General features: G+C 35.8%; 17 protein-coding genes. 9 read left to right on the top strand and 8 right to left on the bottom strand.

Annotated elements, in window-relative coordinates; genetic code table 11:
- Position 1: 1 nt before the first annotated feature.
- Positions 2-739, top strand: coding sequence for a head GIN domain-containing protein (locus ABID46_RS01085; protein WP_354505908.1), 738 nt, complete (start codon positions 2-4; stop codon positions 737-739).
- 5 nt (positions 740-744) lie between these two features.
- Here the strand turns inward: ABID46_RS01085 and ABID46_RS01080 are convergent, their stop codons facing one another.
- Complete coding sequence (locus ABID46_RS01080; protein ID WP_354505906.1) at positions 745-2,445, bottom strand: helix-turn-helix domain-containing protein; 1,701 nt, start codon at positions 2,443-2,445, stop codon at positions 745-747.
- Positions 2,446-2,721: 276 nt separating this feature from the next.
- On the opposite strand from ABID46_RS01080, the gene ABID46_RS01075 reads away from it, so the two are divergent.
- From ABID46_RS01075 to ABID46_RS01060, 4 genes are all read left to right on the top strand, one after another.
- The gene (locus ABID46_RS01075; RefSeq protein WP_354505903.1) at positions 2,722-2,982 is read left to right on the top strand and encodes a hypothetical protein; all 261 of its coding nucleotides are present in this window, start codon (positions 2,722-2,724) and stop codon (positions 2,980-2,982) included.
- A 376-nt stretch (positions 2,983-3,358) separates the two neighbouring features.
- Complete coding sequence (locus ABID46_RS01070; RefSeq protein ID WP_354505900.1) at positions 3,359-3,604, top strand: hypothetical protein; 246 nt, start codon at positions 3,359-3,361, stop codon at positions 3,602-3,604.
- A 73-nt stretch (positions 3,605-3,677) separates the two neighbouring features.
- Positions 3,678-4,028 (top strand): arsenate reductase family protein, encoded by a 351-nt coding sequence (locus ABID46_RS01065; RefSeq protein ID WP_354505897.1) that lies wholly within the window; start codon positions 3,678-3,680, stop codon positions 4,026-4,028.
- A gap of 12 nt (positions 4,029-4,040) precedes the next feature.
- Complete coding sequence (locus ABID46_RS01060; protein ID WP_354505894.1) at positions 4,041-6,167, top strand: S9 family peptidase; 2,127 nt, start codon at positions 4,041-4,043, stop codon at positions 6,165-6,167.
- Between the two features lie 57 nt (positions 6,168-6,224).
- On the opposite strand, the gene ABID46_RS01055 is transcribed toward ABID46_RS01060, so the two are convergent.
- The 4 genes from ABID46_RS01055 to ABID46_RS01040 form a co-directional block, all read right to left on the bottom strand.
- Positions 6,225-8,297 carry a T9SS type A sorting domain-containing protein gene (locus ABID46_RS01055; protein ID WP_354505892.1) on the bottom strand — a complete coding sequence of 691 codons (2,073 nt, stop codon included), beginning with the start codon at positions 8,295-8,297 and terminating at the stop codon, positions 6,225-6,227.
- A gap of 133 nt (positions 8,298-8,430) precedes the next feature.
- The gene (locus ABID46_RS01050; RefSeq protein ID WP_354505889.1) at positions 8,431-10,470 is read right to left on the bottom strand and encodes a M16 family metallopeptidase; all 2,040 of its coding nucleotides are present in this window, start codon (positions 10,468-10,470) and stop codon (positions 8,431-8,433) included.
- 26 nt (positions 10,471-10,496) lie between these two features.
- Entirely contained in the window at positions 10,497-11,810 is a 1,314-nt protein-coding gene (locus ABID46_RS01045; protein ID WP_354505886.1) for a M16 family metallopeptidase, read from the bottom strand.
- A 108-nt stretch (positions 11,811-11,918) separates the two neighbouring features.
- On the bottom strand, positions 11,919-12,467 hold the full coding sequence (locus tag ABID46_RS01040; protein WP_354505883.1) for a hypothetical protein: 549 nt from the start codon (positions 12,465-12,467) through the stop codon (positions 11,919-11,921).
- 48 nt (positions 12,468-12,515) lie between these two features.
- Here ABID46_RS01040 and ABID46_RS01035 point away from each other — a divergent pair, with 48 nt between their 5' ends.
- Positions 12,516-13,280 carry an alpha/beta fold hydrolase gene (locus tag ABID46_RS01035; protein WP_354505880.1) on the top strand — a complete coding sequence of 255 codons (765 nt, stop codon included), beginning with the start codon at positions 12,516-12,518 and terminating at the stop codon, positions 13,278-13,280.
- On the opposite strand, the gene ABID46_RS01030 is transcribed toward ABID46_RS01035, so the two are convergent.
- Together ABID46_RS01030 and ABID46_RS01025 are read right to left on the bottom strand one after the other, a co-directional pair.
- Positions 13,277-13,657 (bottom strand): DUF4296 domain-containing protein, encoded by a 381-nt coding sequence (locus ABID46_RS01030; protein WP_354505877.1) that lies wholly within the window; start codon positions 13,655-13,657, stop codon positions 13,277-13,279. The two genes, ABID46_RS01035 and ABID46_RS01030, sit on opposite strands and share 4 nt — an antisense overlap.
- Complete coding sequence (locus tag ABID46_RS01025; protein ID WP_354505875.1) at positions 13,654-14,373, bottom strand: polyprenol monophosphomannose synthase; 720 nt, start codon at positions 14,371-14,373, stop codon at positions 13,654-13,656. The genes ABID46_RS01030 and ABID46_RS01025 overlap by 4 nt, the downstream gene beginning before the upstream one ends.
- 65 nt (positions 14,374-14,438) lie before the next feature.
- Here ABID46_RS01025 and ABID46_RS01020 point away from each other — a divergent pair, with 65 nt between their 5' ends.
- From ABID46_RS01020 to recJ, 3 genes are read left to right on the top strand one after another with little or no spacing between them, the layout of a single operon-like run.
- Positions 14,439-15,098: a DUF4271 domain-containing protein gene (locus tag ABID46_RS01020; RefSeq protein ID WP_354505872.1), complete on the top strand. Its 660-nt coding sequence runs from the start codon at positions 14,439-14,441 to the stop codon at positions 15,096-15,098.
- Positions 15,099-15,112: 14 nt separating this feature from the next.
- Complete coding sequence (locus tag ABID46_RS01015; protein WP_354505871.1) at positions 15,113-15,859, top strand: uroporphyrinogen-III synthase; 747 nt, start codon at positions 15,113-15,115, stop codon at positions 15,857-15,859.
- 51 nt (positions 15,860-15,910) lie between these two features.
- Positions 15,911-17,596, top strand: a complete 1,686-nt coding sequence (recJ, locus tag ABID46_RS01010; protein WP_354505869.1) for a single-stranded-DNA-specific exonuclease RecJ — start codon at positions 15,911-15,913, stop codon at positions 17,594-17,596.
- Here recJ and rsmI read toward each other — a convergent pair.
- Positions 17,586-18,263, bottom strand: coding sequence for a 16S rRNA (cytidine(1402)-2'-O)-methyltransferase (gene rsmI / locus ABID46_RS01005; protein WP_354505866.1), 678 nt, complete (start codon positions 18,261-18,263; stop codon positions 17,586-17,588). The two genes, recJ and rsmI, sit on opposite strands and share 11 nt — an antisense overlap.
- Positions 18,264-18,265: the final 2 nt, after the last annotated feature.

Raw genomic sequence — 18,265 nt, 5'->3', positions numbered from 1 at the left:
CATGTACAAATTATTTGTTAGCCTATTGTTTTTACTTTGTTTGATGAGTTGTTCAGATGAAGGAACAGACTGTTTCAAAAAAGAGGGTAAGATTCAAACCCAAGAAGTTTGGGTTGAGGATTTTTCCAAAATTTCCATTTCGACAGGTATCGAATTGATTGTAAAGGAAAGTCCAGAACAAATCATTCGGGTAACAGCAGGAAAAAATTTGATGGATGATATTGAATTGGAAGTGGTTGAAGGGGAATTGAAAATTAGCAACCAAAGCGGATGTGAAATGCTTCGAAATTATCATACTGCCAAAGTTTTTGTTTCGACACCCGTTTTGGAAAAGATCTATTCGTCCTCTCAATATTCCATTCGCTCAGAAGGAATTTTGACCTATCCCGAATTGATTTTGGAATCTGGAATTGTGGAAGACACACCTGCAAGTTTGTTTGAAATGGAGATTCAGAATCAAAAATTGATAATCAACGATAATATTTCCTCTGTCTTCAAAATAAAAGGAACCACGGATTTGTTAGAAGTAAGCTTTTGGGGTTCCAATGGCCGTTTGGAAGCAGGAAATTTTAGGGCAAAAGAAATTTCGGTTTATCATCGTTCGACCAATGATATGATAGTGTTTCCAGTAGAAAAAATTTCAGGAAAGATTATGAGTACGGGAAATTTAGTCTTAAAAAATCTGCCTCCTATTGTGGAAGTCGAACAAATGTACACGGGGCATATCGTTTATCCCTAAACGAATTACAAAGATATTTTCTCCTCTTTTTGAATTTTTTCCAAGAAATAGGTTGGCCTTAAACCCGTTTCCGCATGGAAGGTATCCGAAAAATGGCGAGATGAGGTAAATCCGGCAATTTCACTCAAGGCTTCGATTGTATAGTTTCTGTATTTCGGTTCCTTTTTCAAGAGTTCAATCATGTAATTGATGCGTAATTTGTTGACGTAACTATTGAAATTTCGTTTTTTGTAGGTATTGACAACTTTGGACAGATAAGTTGTGTTGGTTTTGAATTTGTCTGCGAGAGATTTAAGGTCAATATTTCGATTCAAAAATTCTTGATTGTTTTCAAATTTCTCCAATCGATTGAGCAAATCTTCCACAATATTTTCTGGGATTTCTTTTACCACTTTTTTAGGACTATCTAAATTTTGACTATCCGAAATTCTTTCTTCTCTGTTTTTTCGCAATAATTCTTGGTATTGAAGGTGCAATTTTTGGTTGTATTGTTGTGATTTTCTGAATTTATGAAAATACAAAAGAGTGATTAACAAAAACAATATCAGTAAGCCAATTGCGTAATAACGCCAATTGGAGAAATTTTTTTCCAATTGTTCCTTTTCCTTGATCAAACGTTGGGTATCATAATCCTTGTTGATTTTATGAACCAAATATTGATTATTGGCAGCATTTACTTGGTCAACTTTTAATAATTGATTGATGTAGTAAAGCTGTTTGTCTTTGTTGGATGTTAATTTATAATGATCAATAAGCCATTCATAAGTACCACGAAGTTGTTGATTTAAATAATTGTGTTTTACAAATAGGCTATCAATCATTTCAAAATTGGCAAGCGCTTTTTCTTCTTGTTTAAGTTCAAGGTAAGATTTTGCTAAATAGAAATAAGCCTTACCCTCCATTTCAAAATAGCTGTTTTCTTGCATGGTAGGAAGAGCTTTTTCGATATTTTTAATGCTTAATGCATAATTTTTATCGTTGAATTCATCGACTCCAATTGCTAAGTTGAAATATTGTTCTTGAATTTTCTCTTCATACTTAATGGATTCTTGTAAACCCAACAAATTCACTTCTTTGGCTTTTGCGAAATTTCCCATGTTTTGGTAGATTTCGCCTTTTCTAAAAAGACATCTTATGTAGTACAAATTTCCATCGGCCGATTTATGATTATGAAAATACTCCGCTGAAGCTTGTAACAAAGGTAGCGCATCTGAATAATATCCTAAATAGGATTTAACCACAGCAATTCCGTAATTCACTTGGTGGATGGTAAAATGATCTTTGGAAGTACTTAAAATTTCATTGGCCAACAAATAATTATCGAGTGTATTCTTATATTCGCGCTTTTCGTAGAAAATATGACCTTTTAAATAATAAGCTTGTCCAATAAAATCAGAATCGTTTATTTTTTTTGCTGACATAAGGGCGCTGTCAGAATAGGCTAATTTGGTGTCACCTTCAGAATGAAAAACAGCTGTTCTATATCCGTAAAAAAGTGTTTTATAATCTTCTTTTATTTTGGCATTTTTGATGTAAGCACCCAAATATACCCAGACCATTGGGTTGTTTTTGTCAAATTGAAGGCTGTCTAACTTGGCAACTAAGTACCGATTTGGCATCGAACTTAAAGAGTCTGCTTGTTGACAATACAGAAAAATTGGATTGAAAATGAAAATAAATAGGATTAAAAACCTTAATTTCTGCATGATTTTGAAATATAAAACACTGTTTTTGAAATTTTGCATATTTCCATTTTAACATCAATTTCACTTGATTTAAATGATTGTAAACAAACAGGTTAAGTGGGTTTTGATTCTGTGCAAATTTATAAATCCGCAGCTACGTTTTAAATATCTGCAGGTCAAAAATTTGCTTTCGTGACTTCACGAAAATACATTTGAAGAAAATTTAGCAACAAATATTGTCGCAAGATATAAAAAATTAATTTTGAGAACATTTCATCAAATTATAAAATTAGCACTATGAAAAATTTTTTAGCATTTATTATTCTATCTCTTTTTGCTGTTAGTTGTCATCAAGACGACGATGCAGAGTTTTTACAAGAGGCAACGTTGAAGGGGCAAAACGATGCACATTTTGAAAATAGAGAAGCTGTAGAAAATACCTTCAATTATTCAGAACCAGACATGGATGTTCAAAATGGAGATGATCCACCACCAAAACAAATTGGAGGAAATGGTGCAAAACCAGCTCCAACAAATGATAATTCAATTGGTAGATAATACAAAGACATAATTACGCTGATAGGAAAGGGAAAATACATCAAAATCAGTGAGTTTTAGGACGGAAACGTCTCTTGAAAGAGATTCATTTAGAATCAAGTACATAATTGAAATTTTAAACATTAATAAAAAGGTGAAGGATTAAGAATCCTAAAAATAATCACTCACTGGGAGTCTCAATCACAAGATTGTCGTTATCAACGATCTTTAAAACACAAATTAGATACAGTTAGGGCAAATTTAGTATCACTTAGAATTTTCATTTTACAACAAGTATTAAAGACATCTTGAACTTTCTTTTTCCTTCACCTTTTATTATTCATCTATGCGAAAACAATAAACCTTAGGATAATTTAGAATAAAATTTAATGAAATAATGAAATACTCAACCAAATACAAAATCAATGAATCCGTGAGCATCACCTTGATCATGACCATTATTTTCTTAATTGTCAATTTATTAATTGAGATTGTAAGTTTGGATCAATTTAAGAGTTTAGGGTTTTCAAGGGGGTATTTATTCATCAATGACAATAAAATTGGATACCACTTATTTGCCTATATATTTTCGATGATTATTAGTTTTTTTATATTATTTAAATCGACAAAAACAATTAGTTAGTTTTAGTAAAGTAGAGAGAGTTTTAAAATCGCTGCAAATTGAGAAATTGCAGCGATTTTGTTATTTTTAAACCATGAAAAAAATATATTTTCTCCAAACTTGCGACACTTGTAAACGCATCATGAAAAGCCTTGATTTTTCAGATTTTGAAAAACGCGAAATCAAATCTCAAGCAATTTCTCCCGAAGAATTAGACAAAATGAAATCCCTTTCTGGAAGTTACGAAGCATTGTTTTCCAGAAAAGCCAAAAAATACAAAGAATTAGGCCTAAAAGACCAAACCCTTACTGAAGCCGATTACCAAAACTACATTTTGAGTGATTATACTTTTCTAAAACGTCCTGTAGTAATCGACGGTTCCCAAATTTTCATCGGAAATGAAAAGAAGAATTTGGAAGATTTAGCCTTACATTTAAACAATTAATACACGTAATAAATGAATAAAATACTAATAGGAATTGTTTTGGTAGGTCAATTTGGCTTCTCACAAAACAAAAAATTTACGATGGAAGAAGCCGTTTTGGGCTTGGGAACCAATCTGCGAATTGAATCTCTTTCGCAAACTCAATTCATTCCAGGACAAAATGCATTCACCCAATCGGTGAAAACTTCCTACGGAAATGCTTTGATCAAAACGAGTTTGCCTTCGATGAAGGTCGATACGATTTTGCGTCCGGCTGATTTGGGCGAATTATCTCCGAAAGCGGTTCCTTTCATGAGTTGGATGAATGCCAACGAAGCTTATTTTCAAGTTGAAAACGAATTGTACAAATACAATTTCCAGGTAAATAATGCGACGCCTCTTGTGAAATTACCCGAAAATCTTGTTTACCAAGAATTCGATTCAACAGGTAAAAAATTCGCGTATGTAGCCGATCATAATTTGTTTTTGGTGGATTTGAATTCCAATTCGACGCACCAAATCACAAAAGATGGAAGTGAAAATATTGTAGTTGGTCAAACCGTTCACCGAGAAGAATTCGGGATCCACAAAGGCGTTTTCTTTTCTCCAAAAGGAAATTTCGTGGCTTTTTACCGAATGGATCAATCGATGGTTGAGGATTATCCGATTGTGAATTGGTCCACAACTCCAGCGGTAAACAAAAACATCAAATATCCGTTTGCAGGAAGAACTTCGCATCAAGTAACCTTGGGCGTTTACAATCCAACAACGAAATCAACCATATTTTTAAATGTGGAAGGTCCGAAAGATCAATATTTGACTTCGGTGACTTGGGCGCCCGATGAAAAATCAATTTTTGTGGGTGTTTTGAACCGCGATCAAAATCATTTGAAATTGAATCAATACGATGTTCAATCGGGGAATTTTATCAAAACTTTATTCGAAGAAACCCATCCAAAATATGTTGAACCTCAGAACGAATTGTATTTCTTGAACGAAAAGGAATTCGTTTGGTGGAGCCAACGCGACGGATTTATGCATTTGTATCGTTATGATGTAAATGGAAAATTAATCAACCAAATCACAAAAGGAAATTGGTTGGTGAACGATATTTTGGCGAAAAACGACAAAAAGAAAGAATTGATCATCACATCCACCAAAGATGGAGCGATGGAAAAACACGTGTACAGCGTGAATTGGACCAACGGGAAAATCAATCGTTTGGATAGCGATGCTGGTTACCACAATGCAATGGCCAACGATTTGGGAACTTATGTGTTGGATGTTTGGAGCAACGAAACGACGCCACGTAAAATCGATGTGTTTTCAACCGATGGAAAATTCAAAAAGAATTTGTTGACGGCTAAAAATCCGTTGGCTGCGCACCAAATGCCGAAAGTTGAAAATGTAACCTTGAAAGCCGATGACGGAACCGATTTGTATGGAAAATTAATTTATCCGACTGATTTTGATGCATCGAAAAAATATCCGGTAATTGTGTATTTGTACAATGGACCGCACGCACAGATGAATTTGAATCGATTCCCAGCGAGTGGAAATCTTTGGTACGATTATATGGCGCAAAATGGATACGTGGTTTGGGTGATGGACGGAAGAGGTTCTTCGAATCGCGGATTGGAATTCGAACAAGCGATTTTCAGAAATTTAGGTGAAGTGGAAATGGCCGATCAAATGAAAGGTGTAGAATTCTTGAAATCGAAATCCTTTGTGGATGCTTCGCGAATGGGAATTCACGGATGGAGTTACGGCGGATTTATGACGACTTCCTTTATGTTGATGAAACCCGACGTTTTCCAAGCCGGCGTTGCGGGTGGACCGGTGATGGATTGGAGTTTGTACGAAGTGATGTATGGCGAACGCTATATGGACTCGCCTGAAACCAATAAAGAAGGGTATTCGAAAAATAATTTGATGGATAAAACCAAAAACTTGAAAGGGAAATTATTGTTAATCCACGGAACAGATGATCCGGTTGTGGTTTGGCAACATTCCATTGATTTCTTACGAAATGCGGTTTCAGAAGGAGTTCAAGTAGATTATTTTGTGTATCCGGGTTATGAGCACAATGTTCGTGGGAAAGACCGTGTTCATTTGATGCAAAAAGTGACCGATTACTTTGATTTGCATTTGAAGAAGTAAAACGTGTAGTTATAGAAAAGCCTGTTAGCAATATTAACAGGCTTTTTTTCTATCTTTTTATTTTTTAATGAATCGTTTTGAAATTCTTTTGCCTTCAAAATTGACTTTAATAAAATATATTCCGGGAGACAAAGAAGAAACATTCACTTGATTATTTGATAGGCTAACCTTCTGAATTTGACCCAATAGATTATAAATTTGAACATTGGATAAATCAACCTTTGAAGAAGAAAAGCCCAAATATGCACCTACTGGATTGGGAACGACTAAAAGACGAGGGGAAGTAGAAACTTCTGAAACCGCCATTTGATTGGGAATGTTTAGTATCGAAATGTCTGAATTGTTACCGATGCTGATGATTTTATCTTCGAAATAATATTTCTTTTTTGAATCGCCTGCTCCCCATAATTCTGACTGAGGAAGAATTAATTCCCATGTATCTCCACCATCGCTCGTTTTCAAAAGCCCTTCATCATCAAAACCAAAACCATTTAAGTTATCGAAATAGTGAAATTCGAATGGATAAGGATAGGAAGTAGCGTTCCAAGTAATTCCTCCATCCTCTGACAAATAAAATCCATTGGAAGCCACTAGAATTGTGTTAGGGTCTAGTATATCTATTCGCGTAATTTCGTTATTGGTTGGGAAATTGGTTAATTCTGTCCATGAATTTCCACCATCAATTGTTTTCCATAAATCGCCGTATTTACTTCCTGCAAATCCTAATTCGTCTGTATAAAATTCAATTTTGACAATTTGTTTCATTTCATCGAATTGTGTCCAACCGGATGAGGTTTTAAGAATCAAACCATCGTTCACTCCTCCACCAGGATCAGTTCCTACGATAAAATCACCATTTGCTTTCAAATAGACATCGCTTAAAGAAGTAAAAGGTTGGGTGTTGAGTGCATACCAATTTTGGCCGTAATCGTAGGTATAGGAATAATTGGAATTAGACGAGTGGCCTACTACAATTCCATGTCCATTTGAACTCATATCAACGGCTTTAAAAGAATTGGTATTGGTATTCCATGAGGTATCTTCCCAAGTTAAACCTCCGTCAGTGGTCGTTAAAATTCCGCTTCCGTTGGCGTGTCTTGCAGGATCAAACACACCGACAGCGACACCTCTGTTTTCATCGGAAAATGATACATCTTGCAAAGCTGTTGGTCGGACCGAATCCTCAAATACAGTCCAGTTATTTAGATCTGTTGATTGAAAGATTTTCACTCCCGAAATATTGCCACTAACACCTACAAGAATTTTACCATCAAGTTCTCCAATTCCAAGACATTTTGTAGTACCACTAGTGAATACACTATGTTCAGACCAATTTTCGCCATTATCTGAACTACTAAAAATACGACCGGAATCTGTGGAGACGAGAATTTTATTTTGATAATATTTTACATCATTTACTCCATAGAAATTTGGGTTATCTGAGTTGCTTAAAGCCAATTCCCAACTTTGACCCTGGTCGTTTGTTTTGAATAAACGTGCAGATCCTATTGCAAATCCTATCTGACTATCTATAAAATATATTTTTTTAAATTGTGTAGTGTGATTTGCTACAATTGTCCAAGAATCACCTTGATTTTCAGTTTTGTAAATATTACCTTGGTTTCCACAAACGAACCCTATATGTTCGTCGATGAAGAAAATATCATTAAGATTTTCAGTTGTAGAAGTTGTTGAAATGCTGGTAAAAGTTTGTCCACCGTCAAGTGTTTTTCTTACTCCACCACTTGTACAGCTAATAAAACCGATATCTTCATTTAGGAAATGAAGCGCTAGACCTGTAGGATGGTTAAACGAATATTCATTGATAGATCCAGGTAAAAAGCGATTGGAACTAACCAGAAGTCGATTGTCTTTCAAAATAAAACCTTGGTCGTTGTCCAAGAATTGTAAGTCCCTAAAATCACTTCCTTGGTAATTTTTTTTCCAAACCTCTCCATCTTCTGTACTCGCGATGTAATCTCGGTACCGATCCATAATATACAAACGTCCATTTGGGGTGGTTTCTAAATGGGTGATTTCACCTAATTGTTTCAAAGGCGTGACGAAATTCCATTGAGCATGTAAAAGAGATCCGCAGAAAATTGGTAATAGTAAACAATATTTTTTCATTTTTTTTATTTAAATGCTAATATTACTAATATTATAAAAGTTTCTTAGAAACTAATTTTAAGTTAATTATAGTAAAAAAAAAAGCACTCGAGTAATCCCGAGTGCTTTATAAGTTTTTAGAACGATTTAAATTTTATTGGAAATCAGCGTCTGTAACACCTTCGTTGATTTTTGCATCAACCAATGTAAAGGTTACATCCATTCCCATATTCAATATCAATTTTTCAGGAATTTTCACTCCTTGAACTTCTTTGTATCCATCGTAAATAGAAGTTTGAACCATTTTTTGTCCTTGAGCTTCTACTTCTGCAGAAGAACCTAATTTCAATCCGCTTGCAACATCGTAGAAATATTTCTTTTTCCCATCGACAATTACATAAGCTTCTTTTCCATTGAAGTTTTCAATTCCTCCAACTTTTACTCCAGCTTTCTTAGCCAACGTCAATTCTGCAAAAGGTTGCGCATCGTATTGTTGATCTGCAATTTCTTCTGCTTTCATCTCAGATTTCTGTCCTTGTGTAACAGAATATCCGGTTTTACCATTGAAAACAACTTTTTGCATGGATTGTCCCATCATCGTTACATCCAAAACGCTTTTTCCTTCAACGGTATTGATGGTTTTGATGTTCAATTTCATTCCTTGGATTTCTCCAGCATAATTGGCAACGATCGTTTTAACTGCTTTGGTTTTGTCTCCACCAATTGCTGCAATGTATTTGTCAAAAACCGATTGAACTGTTACGCTAGCGTCCACTTTCTTTTGTTCTGGTTTTGCAGTTGGATTTCCGAAACGATCAAAATAATTGATTGTATATGGTAATTTCTCCAAGGCTGGTAAAACTTCTGCAGCTTTTCCTACTACCAAAATACGCGCATTGTCGTAAGAGAAATATTTTTGCGCTGCTTTTTGAACATCATCAGCCGTTACTGCATTGATTTTTTGGATATAGGTTTCGTAAAAATCAGCAGGTAAACCTTGTGTTTGGGTCAACAAAGCTTGACGAGCTATTACTTCTGGTTTTTCTGCATCCATCACGAAATTTCCAATTAAAGAAGCTTTTACAGTAGCCAACATTTCTGCGGTTACTTTTTCGGTACGAATTCTATTCAATTCTTTCATTGCTTCCACAACTGCGCTATCGGTAACTTCGTTACGAACTTGAGAATTCGCTTTGAATTTCCCAACGTATTTGTTTCCTCTAATGCTTGAACGAGCGCCATAGGTCCATCCGTTCGCTTCACGTAAATTCATGTTCAAATAACTGTTGAAATCACCCCCATAAATTTGGTTCGCAATAATAGCTGCAAAATAATCTTTGTCTGTCATTTTCAAATTGGACAATCCCAAAATAGCAATTTCAGATTGAACGGCATTGGGCATATCCACAAAATTAATTTCGGCTTTAGCCAAAGGTTTTGGATCTTCATATTTAGAAGCAGGAAGGGTTCCTTTTTTCCAATTGTTGAAATTCTTTTCGACCAATTTTTTTACTTCGTTGAATTTCACATCGCCCATTACAATTAAATAGGCATTGTTTGGAACGAAATAATTTGCATAATGCGCTTTTACATCAGCCAACGTCAAACCTTTCAAACGTTCCTCAGTGGTATATTCTCCCGCAGGGTGATTTTTTCCAAAAACCAAAACGTTTTCTACGCGTTGTGCATTGGCAGCAACACTTTTTTCTTCCGCTTTTAATCCGTCAAGAAAACGAGCGACTTCTGTGTCGAAATCAGTTTGTGTAAAATTAGGGTCAATTGCTCCTTGAGCCATTAATTCCATAACTCTTGGGAAATATCGGCTTAAAGTTGAAGCGGAAGCTCCAGAAGAACGGAAATTCACTCTAGCTCCCATAAAGTCAACTTCTTCTTGAAATTTCTCTTTAGAAATTTTGCTTGTTCCGTTTCCGATCAAAGCACCTGTTAAGTCGTCAATTCCTTTTTTATTTCCTTCTGGAAATGGAGGATTGTCCAAACTTAACGTCATGGTAACGCGAGGAAGTTTATGGTTTTCAACCACCATCACTTTCAAGCCATTTGCCAATTCAAAAGTTTGAGGTTTTCCCAAGTTTACTTTTGGCGCAGGTCCTGGTTTAGGCTGCGATCTGTCTATTTGTGCATTTACTCCAGTAGCTAAAAACACCATAATGAATAGATATACTAAATTTTTCATTGTCATTTTTTTGTAGGATTATGCGATTATTTTTTTTCAGGACCGTATTCTAACAACAATCTCTGGTTATCGTTCAAGTATTTTCTTGCGACATCACGAATTTCTTCGCGGGTTACAGAACGAATGATATCCAATTCATTGTTAATCAAATTCACGTCTTTGTACAACAAATAGTAGGTCGCTAAGTTGTGCGCTACTCCTTCTACATTTGCATTTGAATTCACATAATCGTTTTCAAATTTGTTCAAGATCATTTCCAATTCTCTTTCTGAAATCAATTCCGTTTGAATCTTTTTGATTTCTTCCGAAAAAGCTTTAGACAAATCACTCATAGGCGTTTCACCTACAGGCAAAGCATAGATAAAGTAGGTTCCATAATCTTCTTGAGAGAAGTTAAAAGTGGCTACTTCCAATGCTTTTTTCTCTTGGTCAACCAAACGTTTGTACAAACGAGAGCTTTTTCCGTCACTCAAAATAGTGGAAATCATGTCCAAAACTCGAGCTTCACGCGTTTTCATGGAAGGCGTACGGTACGCACTTACCAACATTGGGATTTGAACGTTTGGATCTTCCCAAGTGGCATGAATTTCTTTGGTTATTGGCGCTTCTTCATACTGAAGTTTTTTAGGTGCTTCACCCGCTGGGATTGGCCCAAAATAATCTGCAATCCATTTTTTGGCTTGGTCTTTTTGGAAGTCTCCAGCAACGACCAAAACTGCGTTTTTGGTTACATAAAACTTCTTAAAGAAATCTTGGAATTCTTCCAAAGTAGCAGCATCTAAATGTTCCATTTCCCCAATTGTTGTCCAACGGTAAGGGTGATTGGTAAACATTTTTTCTTTTACCGCTTTCAATAAATTCCCATAAGGTTGATTGTCAACGCGTAAACGTTTTTCTTCCTTTACAACTTCATTTTGTGTATCAACTCCAATTTGGTTGATGACAGGATGCATGAAACGCTCAGATTCCATCCACAATCCCAATTGTAAATTGTTGGACGGGAATACTTCGTAGTAATAAGTTCTATCATCGCTTGTATTGGCGTTGTTTTTTCCTCCGTTACTTGAAACGATTTTGAACCATTCACCTCTTCCGATGTTTTGAGTTCCTTCAAATAACAAGTGTTCAAAAAAGTGTGCGAAACCTGTTCTGTCTGGGGTTTCGTCTTTTGCTCCCACATGGTACATAACAGAAGTCACTACCACAGGTGCAGAATGATCTTGGTGTAAAATTACATGTAGTCCATTCGGTAAATCATATTCCTCGAATTTGATTTCCTGTGCGAAAGATCCGGTTGCTAAAATTCCCATAAGTGCGAATGCGAGTCCAAATTTTCTCATATTGATTATTAAATTATTGTCTATTTGTTGGTGAAATTAGGCTTTTGTTACAGTTTCCGAAAGAAATATAGCGATTTATTTAGCTATTTTCATCATCTGAACCTTATTTTACCAAGCCAATTTTGCGTCAAATTGAATGCGTCCACCCCAAGCATCTCCCTGCATTTGACTTTCTGAAACAAGGATGTAATGAATTCCTTTTTCTTGAATTTGGTAAGAAACATCCTGCCCAAAAGGTCCGTCAGAGTTACCTTTGGAATCAATGATTTGTGAAATTCGAACGTTGGCTATCGTGTCTTGAGGCGTTATTTTTAAGTTCAATTTTTTGGCTGTATCGGTATTCAAAACAAAAATCAATCCTTGTCTTGGTGCTTTGACTGTATCTATGTTGGCCTTGCCCTGAACTATTTTGATTTGTATGGTGTCGGTCGTTTCGGAATAACTAATTTCTTGTTCGGATTTAATTTTGGTCGAATCCAGTTTGGTTATAAGCGTATCCTTTTTCGGAATTTTATGTTTCGAACGTTGGATTTGCAAAGATTCCTGATAGGTTTTTTGATCGAACTCTTTGGGCTTAACCACAGGAGTATCGGGTTTCAATTCGCATGAAACCATGGTGAATAAAAGGAAATAAATCGAAAACTTCGCCCAATGCATTGTCAAATCTTTCCGTAAATTTACAAGGAATCTTTCAAATCTGACGAAATGTTGAACTATGAAGTAAAGGGAACAGGAAAACCAATTGTTTTTTTGCATGGATATTTGGAAAATCTCAAAATGTGGGACGGAATTCAAGAGGAATTATCTCGTGACTATCAGATAATCTTGTTGGATCTTCCCGGTCATGGAAAATCAGAAGTCATTTCAGATGTTCATACCATGGAAATTATGGCGGAAGAGGTTCAGAAAACTTTGGAATATTTAGAGATTTCGGAAGCAATGTTTGTTGGACATTCTATGGGCGGATATGTCATTTTGGCCTTTGCCGAACTGTTTCCAAACTTGGTAAAATCTTTTGTTTTGATGAACTCGACCAGTTTGCCCGATTCCGAAGAAAAGAAAGCGCAACGATTGAAAGCAGTCGAAACGGCTCAAAAAAGTTTGGATACATTGATCAAAATGAGCATTCCGACTTTATTTGCAGAGCAGAATTTACCGAATTTGAAACAAGAAATTGAATTCACTAAAGAATTGGCTCGAGAAACACCTTTGGAGGGAGTTGTGGCAGCTTTGAAAGGAATGAGATTACGTCCTGATCGTAGTTTTATTTGGGATGAATTTCAAGGTGAGATGGGAATAATCATTGGAGAATTTGACAAAGCGATCAACCCCCAAGAAATTTTGGAAGTACTTCCACAAAACGATCAATTAACGAAATTAAAATTGCCAACAGGTCATATGGCACATCTTGAAGCGCCTGAACAAAGTTTGGATTTCATCAAAACGATTGCCGAAAGAGTTTATGATTAATTCTTGGAGTCGTCCTTCGATTTTTTCTCTGAATTGATTTTGTCACGTTCTTCTTGCGGCAATTTTTCAATCAGTTTCTTTCTCACATTTACCAAAATTTCTTTGAATATTTCGGGTTGTAAAACATAGTATTTAAAACTTTCTTCAAATACCTTGGAAGAAACTTGGTGTTTGGCTAAAATTTGGGCATCAATCTTTGCATGATTGATAGGTTGATTGTACAAACTGGTCAAATAGGATGGTTGTTGATACAAATGAACATCGGTCAAAATCGTTTCGATTTGTTCCGTCGATAACAAGTTTTCAGGTTTTTCGATCGATTTCGAACAACTCCAAAACAAACAACCAAGTATAAATGTTAGAATGAATCTTTTCATAACTTTCCAAAGATACTTCGAATTCGTAACATTAAAATTCCAAAAACTGCTTCACCCATGATGTTGAAGGTGATTTTGGATTCACCAGCAACACGATTGGTAAAAATAATGGGAACTTCAATCAATTTGAAATTCTTTTTCCATGCTTTGTATTTCATTTCAATTTGAAAACCATATCCTTTGAATTTAATTTGATTCAAATCCAAGCTTTCCAACACTTCTTTACGATAGCCAACAAATCCCGCTGTGGCATCATGAATTGGTAAACCCGTGATAAAACGAGCATATTTCGAAGCGATAAATGAAAGCAATACTCTTGACATTGGCCAATTGACCACATTTACTCCATGCGAATAGCGAGAACCTATGGCTACATCGTTTCCATTTTCTAAGGCCAAAAGCAATTGAGGCAAATCTTTTGGATTATGCGACAAATCGGCATCCATCTCAAAAATGTAGGAATATCCGTTTTTCAATGCCCATTTAAAACCATGTGTATAGGCTTTTCCTAAACCATCTTTCACCGTTCTAACTTCTAAGAATAAATTGGGAAATTCTTGTTGCAATCGCTGTACAATCTTGGCTGTACCATCTGGAGAACTATCATCTACCACCAAAACATGAAAAGGAACATCGAGCGCAAAGACCTTTCGCACGACGTTTTCAATATTCTCTTTTTCGTTAAAAGTAGGGATGATCACCAAACTTTTGGACATAGGTAAAAAATATGGTGCTAATATACTTCATATCTAGGTAAGGCTTTTGTATTTTTGCAAAGATTATGAAAACATTAGCAGCCTCCATATTTGTTGAACGCCCTACAGAAAGTCTAGATTGGGTCATTTATATTTTGGTAGGCAGTCTATTGGTCATTGTGATTTCGCGTGTTTTGTTTGCCAATAATGTGGAATCTCTGAGAAAGATTGAACGATTTCAAGAGGTCAATGATAACCAAGGTCCCTTTGCATTTGTGTGTCAACTTTTATTTTCAGTTTTGGTCAGCACCTTGATCATGAATTATTTAACCAATGAATATAATTTCATCTTCCATACTCCAATTTTAAAGGTTCTGGCTGTTTCGTTTATCATTTTGTTGGTTTTTGCTTTGCGAAATTTATTGGGCATGATTGCGGCCTATGCGATGGGAATTTCTTTTGATCAAAATTTCAATTTGAAAACCTCAAATTTTTATCACGCCTACGCTGTTGGAGTACTTTGGATTGCGGTTTTATTGTTTTATTTTTCAGGAATATCTTACAAAATACCTCTTTTAATTGGAACAGGAATTATTTTAATCATCATACGAGGGTTGCAATACGCCTATAAATTTCAGAACCAAAATGACAAACAAAGTAAAATTTGGTATTATAATATTTTGTATCTTTGCGCACTGGAAATATTGCCCTTGTTAGTTCTATTTAAATTTCTAATAATGTGGTAAATATAGCATGAAAAATGAAAGTAAAATCTATCCTAGTATCTCAACCACAACCAGTCAATGATTCGTCTCCTTACCATGAATTGGGTAAGCGAAACAAGATCAAAATTGACTTTCGTTCTTTCATCAAAGTGGAAGGCGTCGACGCACGTGATGTACGATCGCAAAAAATTGATTTTTCTAAGTACACCGCTATAATCTTCACAAGCAAAAACGTAATTGATCATTACTTTCGTTTGGCTGAAGAAATGCGTTTTCAAGTGCCAGATGACATGAAATATTTTTGTCAATCGGAAGCCATTGCTTTCTATTTACAGAAGTATATCGTGTATCGCAAAAGAAAAACCTATATCGGCGAAAAGGAAATTCAAGATTTAGCTCCTTTCATTAAAAAACACAAAGACGAAAAATTCTTATTGCCTTCGTCTGATGTTTTGAACCCAGATGTTCCGAAATTCTTAAACGAAACCGGAATCAACTGGGAAAGAGGAATTCTTTGTCGCACCGTTTCAAGTGATTTGTCTGATTTAGAAGATGTTAAATATGACATTTTGGTCTTTTTTACTCCTTCTGGAATTAAATCATTGTTTGAAAACTTCCCAAGTTTTGTCCAAGATAAAACCCGAATTGCAGTTTTTGGTAAAACAACTGTTCAAGCTGCAAAAGAAATGGGATTGCGTATAGACATTGAGGTTCCAACTCCAGAAACTCCTTCCATGACCATGGCCTTGGAGAAATATGTGAAAGAAGCCAATAAGAAATAAATCGTATTTTAGGGAAATAATTACCATTTGGATATGAATCACCAATGGGTAATGAAGCCCACACCAAATACTGAGACAATCAATCTCCTCATGAATGAGGTACGATTGCCAAAACCCCTTGCCATAACTTTAGCGCAAAGAGGAATTACAAATTTCGACGAAGCTAAAAATTACTTTCGTCCGCAATTGGATCAGCTATATGACCCAATGTTGATGAAAGACATGGACAAAGCGGTTGAAAGACTGGTGCAAGCAATTGAAAACCAAGAAAATATTTTGGTGTACGGTGATTATGATGTCGACGGAACGACTTCAGTTGCCATGATGTACGATTTCTTAACATCTATTTATCCGAATGTAAGTTATTATATTCCCGATCGATATTCAGAAGGCTATGGGATTTCCTTTCAAGGAATTGACTTCGCCGACGACAATGATATTTCCTTGATCGTAGCACTCGATTGCGGCATCAAAGCAATTGACAAAATAGCCTATGCCAACGATAAAAACATTGATTTTATCATTTGTGATCACCATTTAGCAGGTGAAACCATACCCGATGCTGTAGCTGTTTTGGATCCGAAACGTGCTGATTGTGATTATCCATTTAAGGAATTAAGTGGCTGTGGCGTTGGATTTAAATTGATTCAAGCTTTGGCCAAAAAGCTAGAAATTCCTCAAGAGGAAATCTTAAACTATTTGGATTATTTGGTGGTAAGCATCGCCGCCGATATTGTTCCAATTGTTGATGAAAACAGGATTCTTGCCTATTATGGATTGAAAAAATTAAAAGAAAATCCACGCTTAGGATTGGCAAGTTTGTTGGGCGAAACATCGCGCGAATCCTTAAATGTTTCCAACATTGTTTTTACCATTGCGCCCAAAATCAATGCAACAGGTCGATTGGAACATGCTTCTCAATCGGTTGAGTTACTGATATCAAAAGACGCGGAAAAAATCAAAACTTTTACCTCACAAATCAACGATTTGAATGCTCAACGCAAAGAAACCGATGGAAATGTAACGGTAGAAGCGATTCAACAAATTAAAGAGGATGGAGAAGAAGATCGATTTACAACCGTTGTGTACAATCCCGATTGGCACAAAGGTGTTTTGGGAATTGTGGCTTCGAGATTGATCGAAACTTATTATCGACCAACTTTGGTATTGACACAAGGAAATGAAGGTGAAATAACCGGATCTGCTCGTTCTATCAAAGATTTTGATCTGTACGAAGTAATTGATGCTTGTTCTGAATTTTTATCGAAATATGGTGGACATCGATTTGCGGCGGGATTAACCATGCCTGAAGAAAACTTTATTCCGTTCAAGGAAAAATTTGAAGAATTAGTGAAATCCAAAATTCGTCCAATTCAACGAAAACCGACTATTGATATCGATACGGAACTTTCTTTTTCAGATATCACGCCCAATTTTTTAAGCATTTTGAAACAGATGGATCCTTTTGGACCAGAAAATATGACACCTGTATTTATGACTAAGAATTTGATCGGTGGTGAAGTAAAGGAAATGGGGAAAAAAAGCGAGCATTTGCGTTTGCAATTATGGGACGAAAAATCCAAAAAACAATATTCTGCAGTGGGATTTGGGATGGGACATTTGGCAACCGATTTCCGTTATCGTCGATTTGATGTTGTCTACACCATCGATGAAAACCATTGGAAAGGAAATTCCTATTTGCAATTTACGATTCGTGATGTTCGTTTTAAGGATTAAATCTTTCCACCACTAAAACCATTTCGCCTTTTAAATTTTGTTCTTCAGAAATTTTATGCAATTCTTCCAAAGTTCCGCGTAAAGTTTCCTCAAACTTTTTCGTGATTTCACGTGACAAACTTGCTTTTCGATCTGGACCAAATGATTCTGCTAAATCCTTCAGTGTTCGGGTGATTTTATGCGGAGATTCGTACAAAATCAAGGTTCTTTTTTCTTCTTTTAATTCATTCAATTTCGTTTGACGGCCTTTTTTCACAGGTAAAAATCCCACGAAAGTAAATTCATTCGAAATCAATCCCGAAACCGTCAAAGCAGGAACAAATGCTGTAGCACCAGGAAGTGCAATGACTTCGATATCGTTTTCAACACAAGCTTTTGCTAGCAAATAGCCAGGATCTGAAATACCAGGAGATCCTGCATCAGTAATCAACGAAAAATTTCGTCCTTCTTTTAATTGTTGGATGATTTCTTCGGTGACTTTGTGTTCATTGTGCGCATGATAACTTCTCATGGGCGTGGAAATTTCATAATGTTTCAATAAAATTCCACTATTGCGCGTGTCTTCAGCCAAAATCAAATCGGATTCTTTTAACGTATCAATCGCGCGAAACGTCATATCACTTAAATTCCCGATAGGCGTTGGCACCAAGTATAAAATTCCTGACATGT

This window comes from Moheibacter stercoris (assembly GCF_040545805.1).
Taxonomy (GTDB): Bacteria; Bacteroidota; Bacteroidia; order Flavobacteriales; family Weeksellaceae; genus Moheibacter; species Moheibacter stercoris.
The sequence above is the reverse complement of the archived record's forward strand: the minus strand, read 5'-3'. Positions and strand labels throughout refer to the sequence as shown.

Coding starts and splice junctions, on each gene's coding strand:
- ABID46_RS01075 (WP_354505903.1), top strand. CDS start 2,722: ATGAAAAATTTTTTAGCATTTATTATTCTATCTCTTTTTGCTGTTAGT.
- ABID46_RS01065 (WP_354505897.1), top strand. CDS start 3,678: ATGAAAAAAATATATTTTCTCCAAACTTGCGACACTTGTAAACGCATC.
- ABID46_RS01015 (WP_354505871.1), top strand. CDS start 15,113: ATGAAAGTAAAATCTATCCTAGTATCTCAACCACAACCAGTCAATGAT.
- ABID46_RS01035 (WP_354505880.1), top strand. CDS start 12,516: ATGTTGAACTATGAAGTAAAGGGAACAGGAAAACCAATTGTTTTTTTG.
- recJ (WP_354505869.1), top strand. CDS start 15,911: ATGAAGCCCACACCAAATACTGAGACAATCAATCTCCTCATGAATGAG.
- ABID46_RS01055 (WP_354505892.1), bottom strand. CDS start 8,297: ATGAAAAAATATTGTTTACTATTACCAATTTTCTGCGGATCTCTTTTA.
- ABID46_RS01080 (WP_354505906.1), bottom strand. CDS start 2,445: ATGCAGAAATTAAGGTTTTTAATCCTATTTATTTTCATTTTCAATCCA.
- ABID46_RS01070 (WP_354505900.1), top strand. CDS start 3,359: ATGAAATACTCAACCAAATACAAAATCAATGAATCCGTGAGCATCACC.
- ABID46_RS01025 (WP_354505875.1), bottom strand. CDS start 14,373: ATGTCCAAAAGTTTGGTGATCATCCCTACTTTTAACGAAAAAGAGAAT.
- rsmI (WP_354505866.1), bottom strand. CDS start 18,263: ATGTCAGGAATTTTATACTTGGTGCCAACGCCTATCGGGAATTTAAGT.
- ABID46_RS01045 (WP_354505886.1), bottom strand. CDS start 11,810: ATGAGAAAATTTGGACTCGCATTCGCACTTATGGGAATTTTAGCAACC.
- ABID46_RS01030 (WP_354505877.1), bottom strand. CDS start 13,657: ATGAAAAGATTCATTCTAACATTTATACTTGGTTGTTTGTTTTGGAGT.
- ABID46_RS01060 (WP_354505894.1), top strand. CDS start 4,041: ATGAATAAAATACTAATAGGAATTGTTTTGGTAGGTCAATTTGGCTTC.
- ABID46_RS01050 (WP_354505889.1), bottom strand. CDS start 10,470: ATGAAAAATTTAGTATATCTATTCATTATGGTGTTTTTAGCTACTGGA.
- ABID46_RS01020 (WP_354505872.1), top strand. CDS start 14,439: ATGAAAACATTAGCAGCCTCCATATTTGTTGAACGCCCTACAGAAAGT.
- ABID46_RS01085 (WP_354505908.1), top strand. CDS start 2: ATGTACAAATTATTTGTTAGCCTATTGTTTTTACTTTGTTTGATGAGT.
- ABID46_RS01040 (WP_354505883.1), bottom strand. CDS start 12,467: ATGCATTGGGCGAAGTTTTCGATTTATTTCCTTTTATTCACCATGGTT.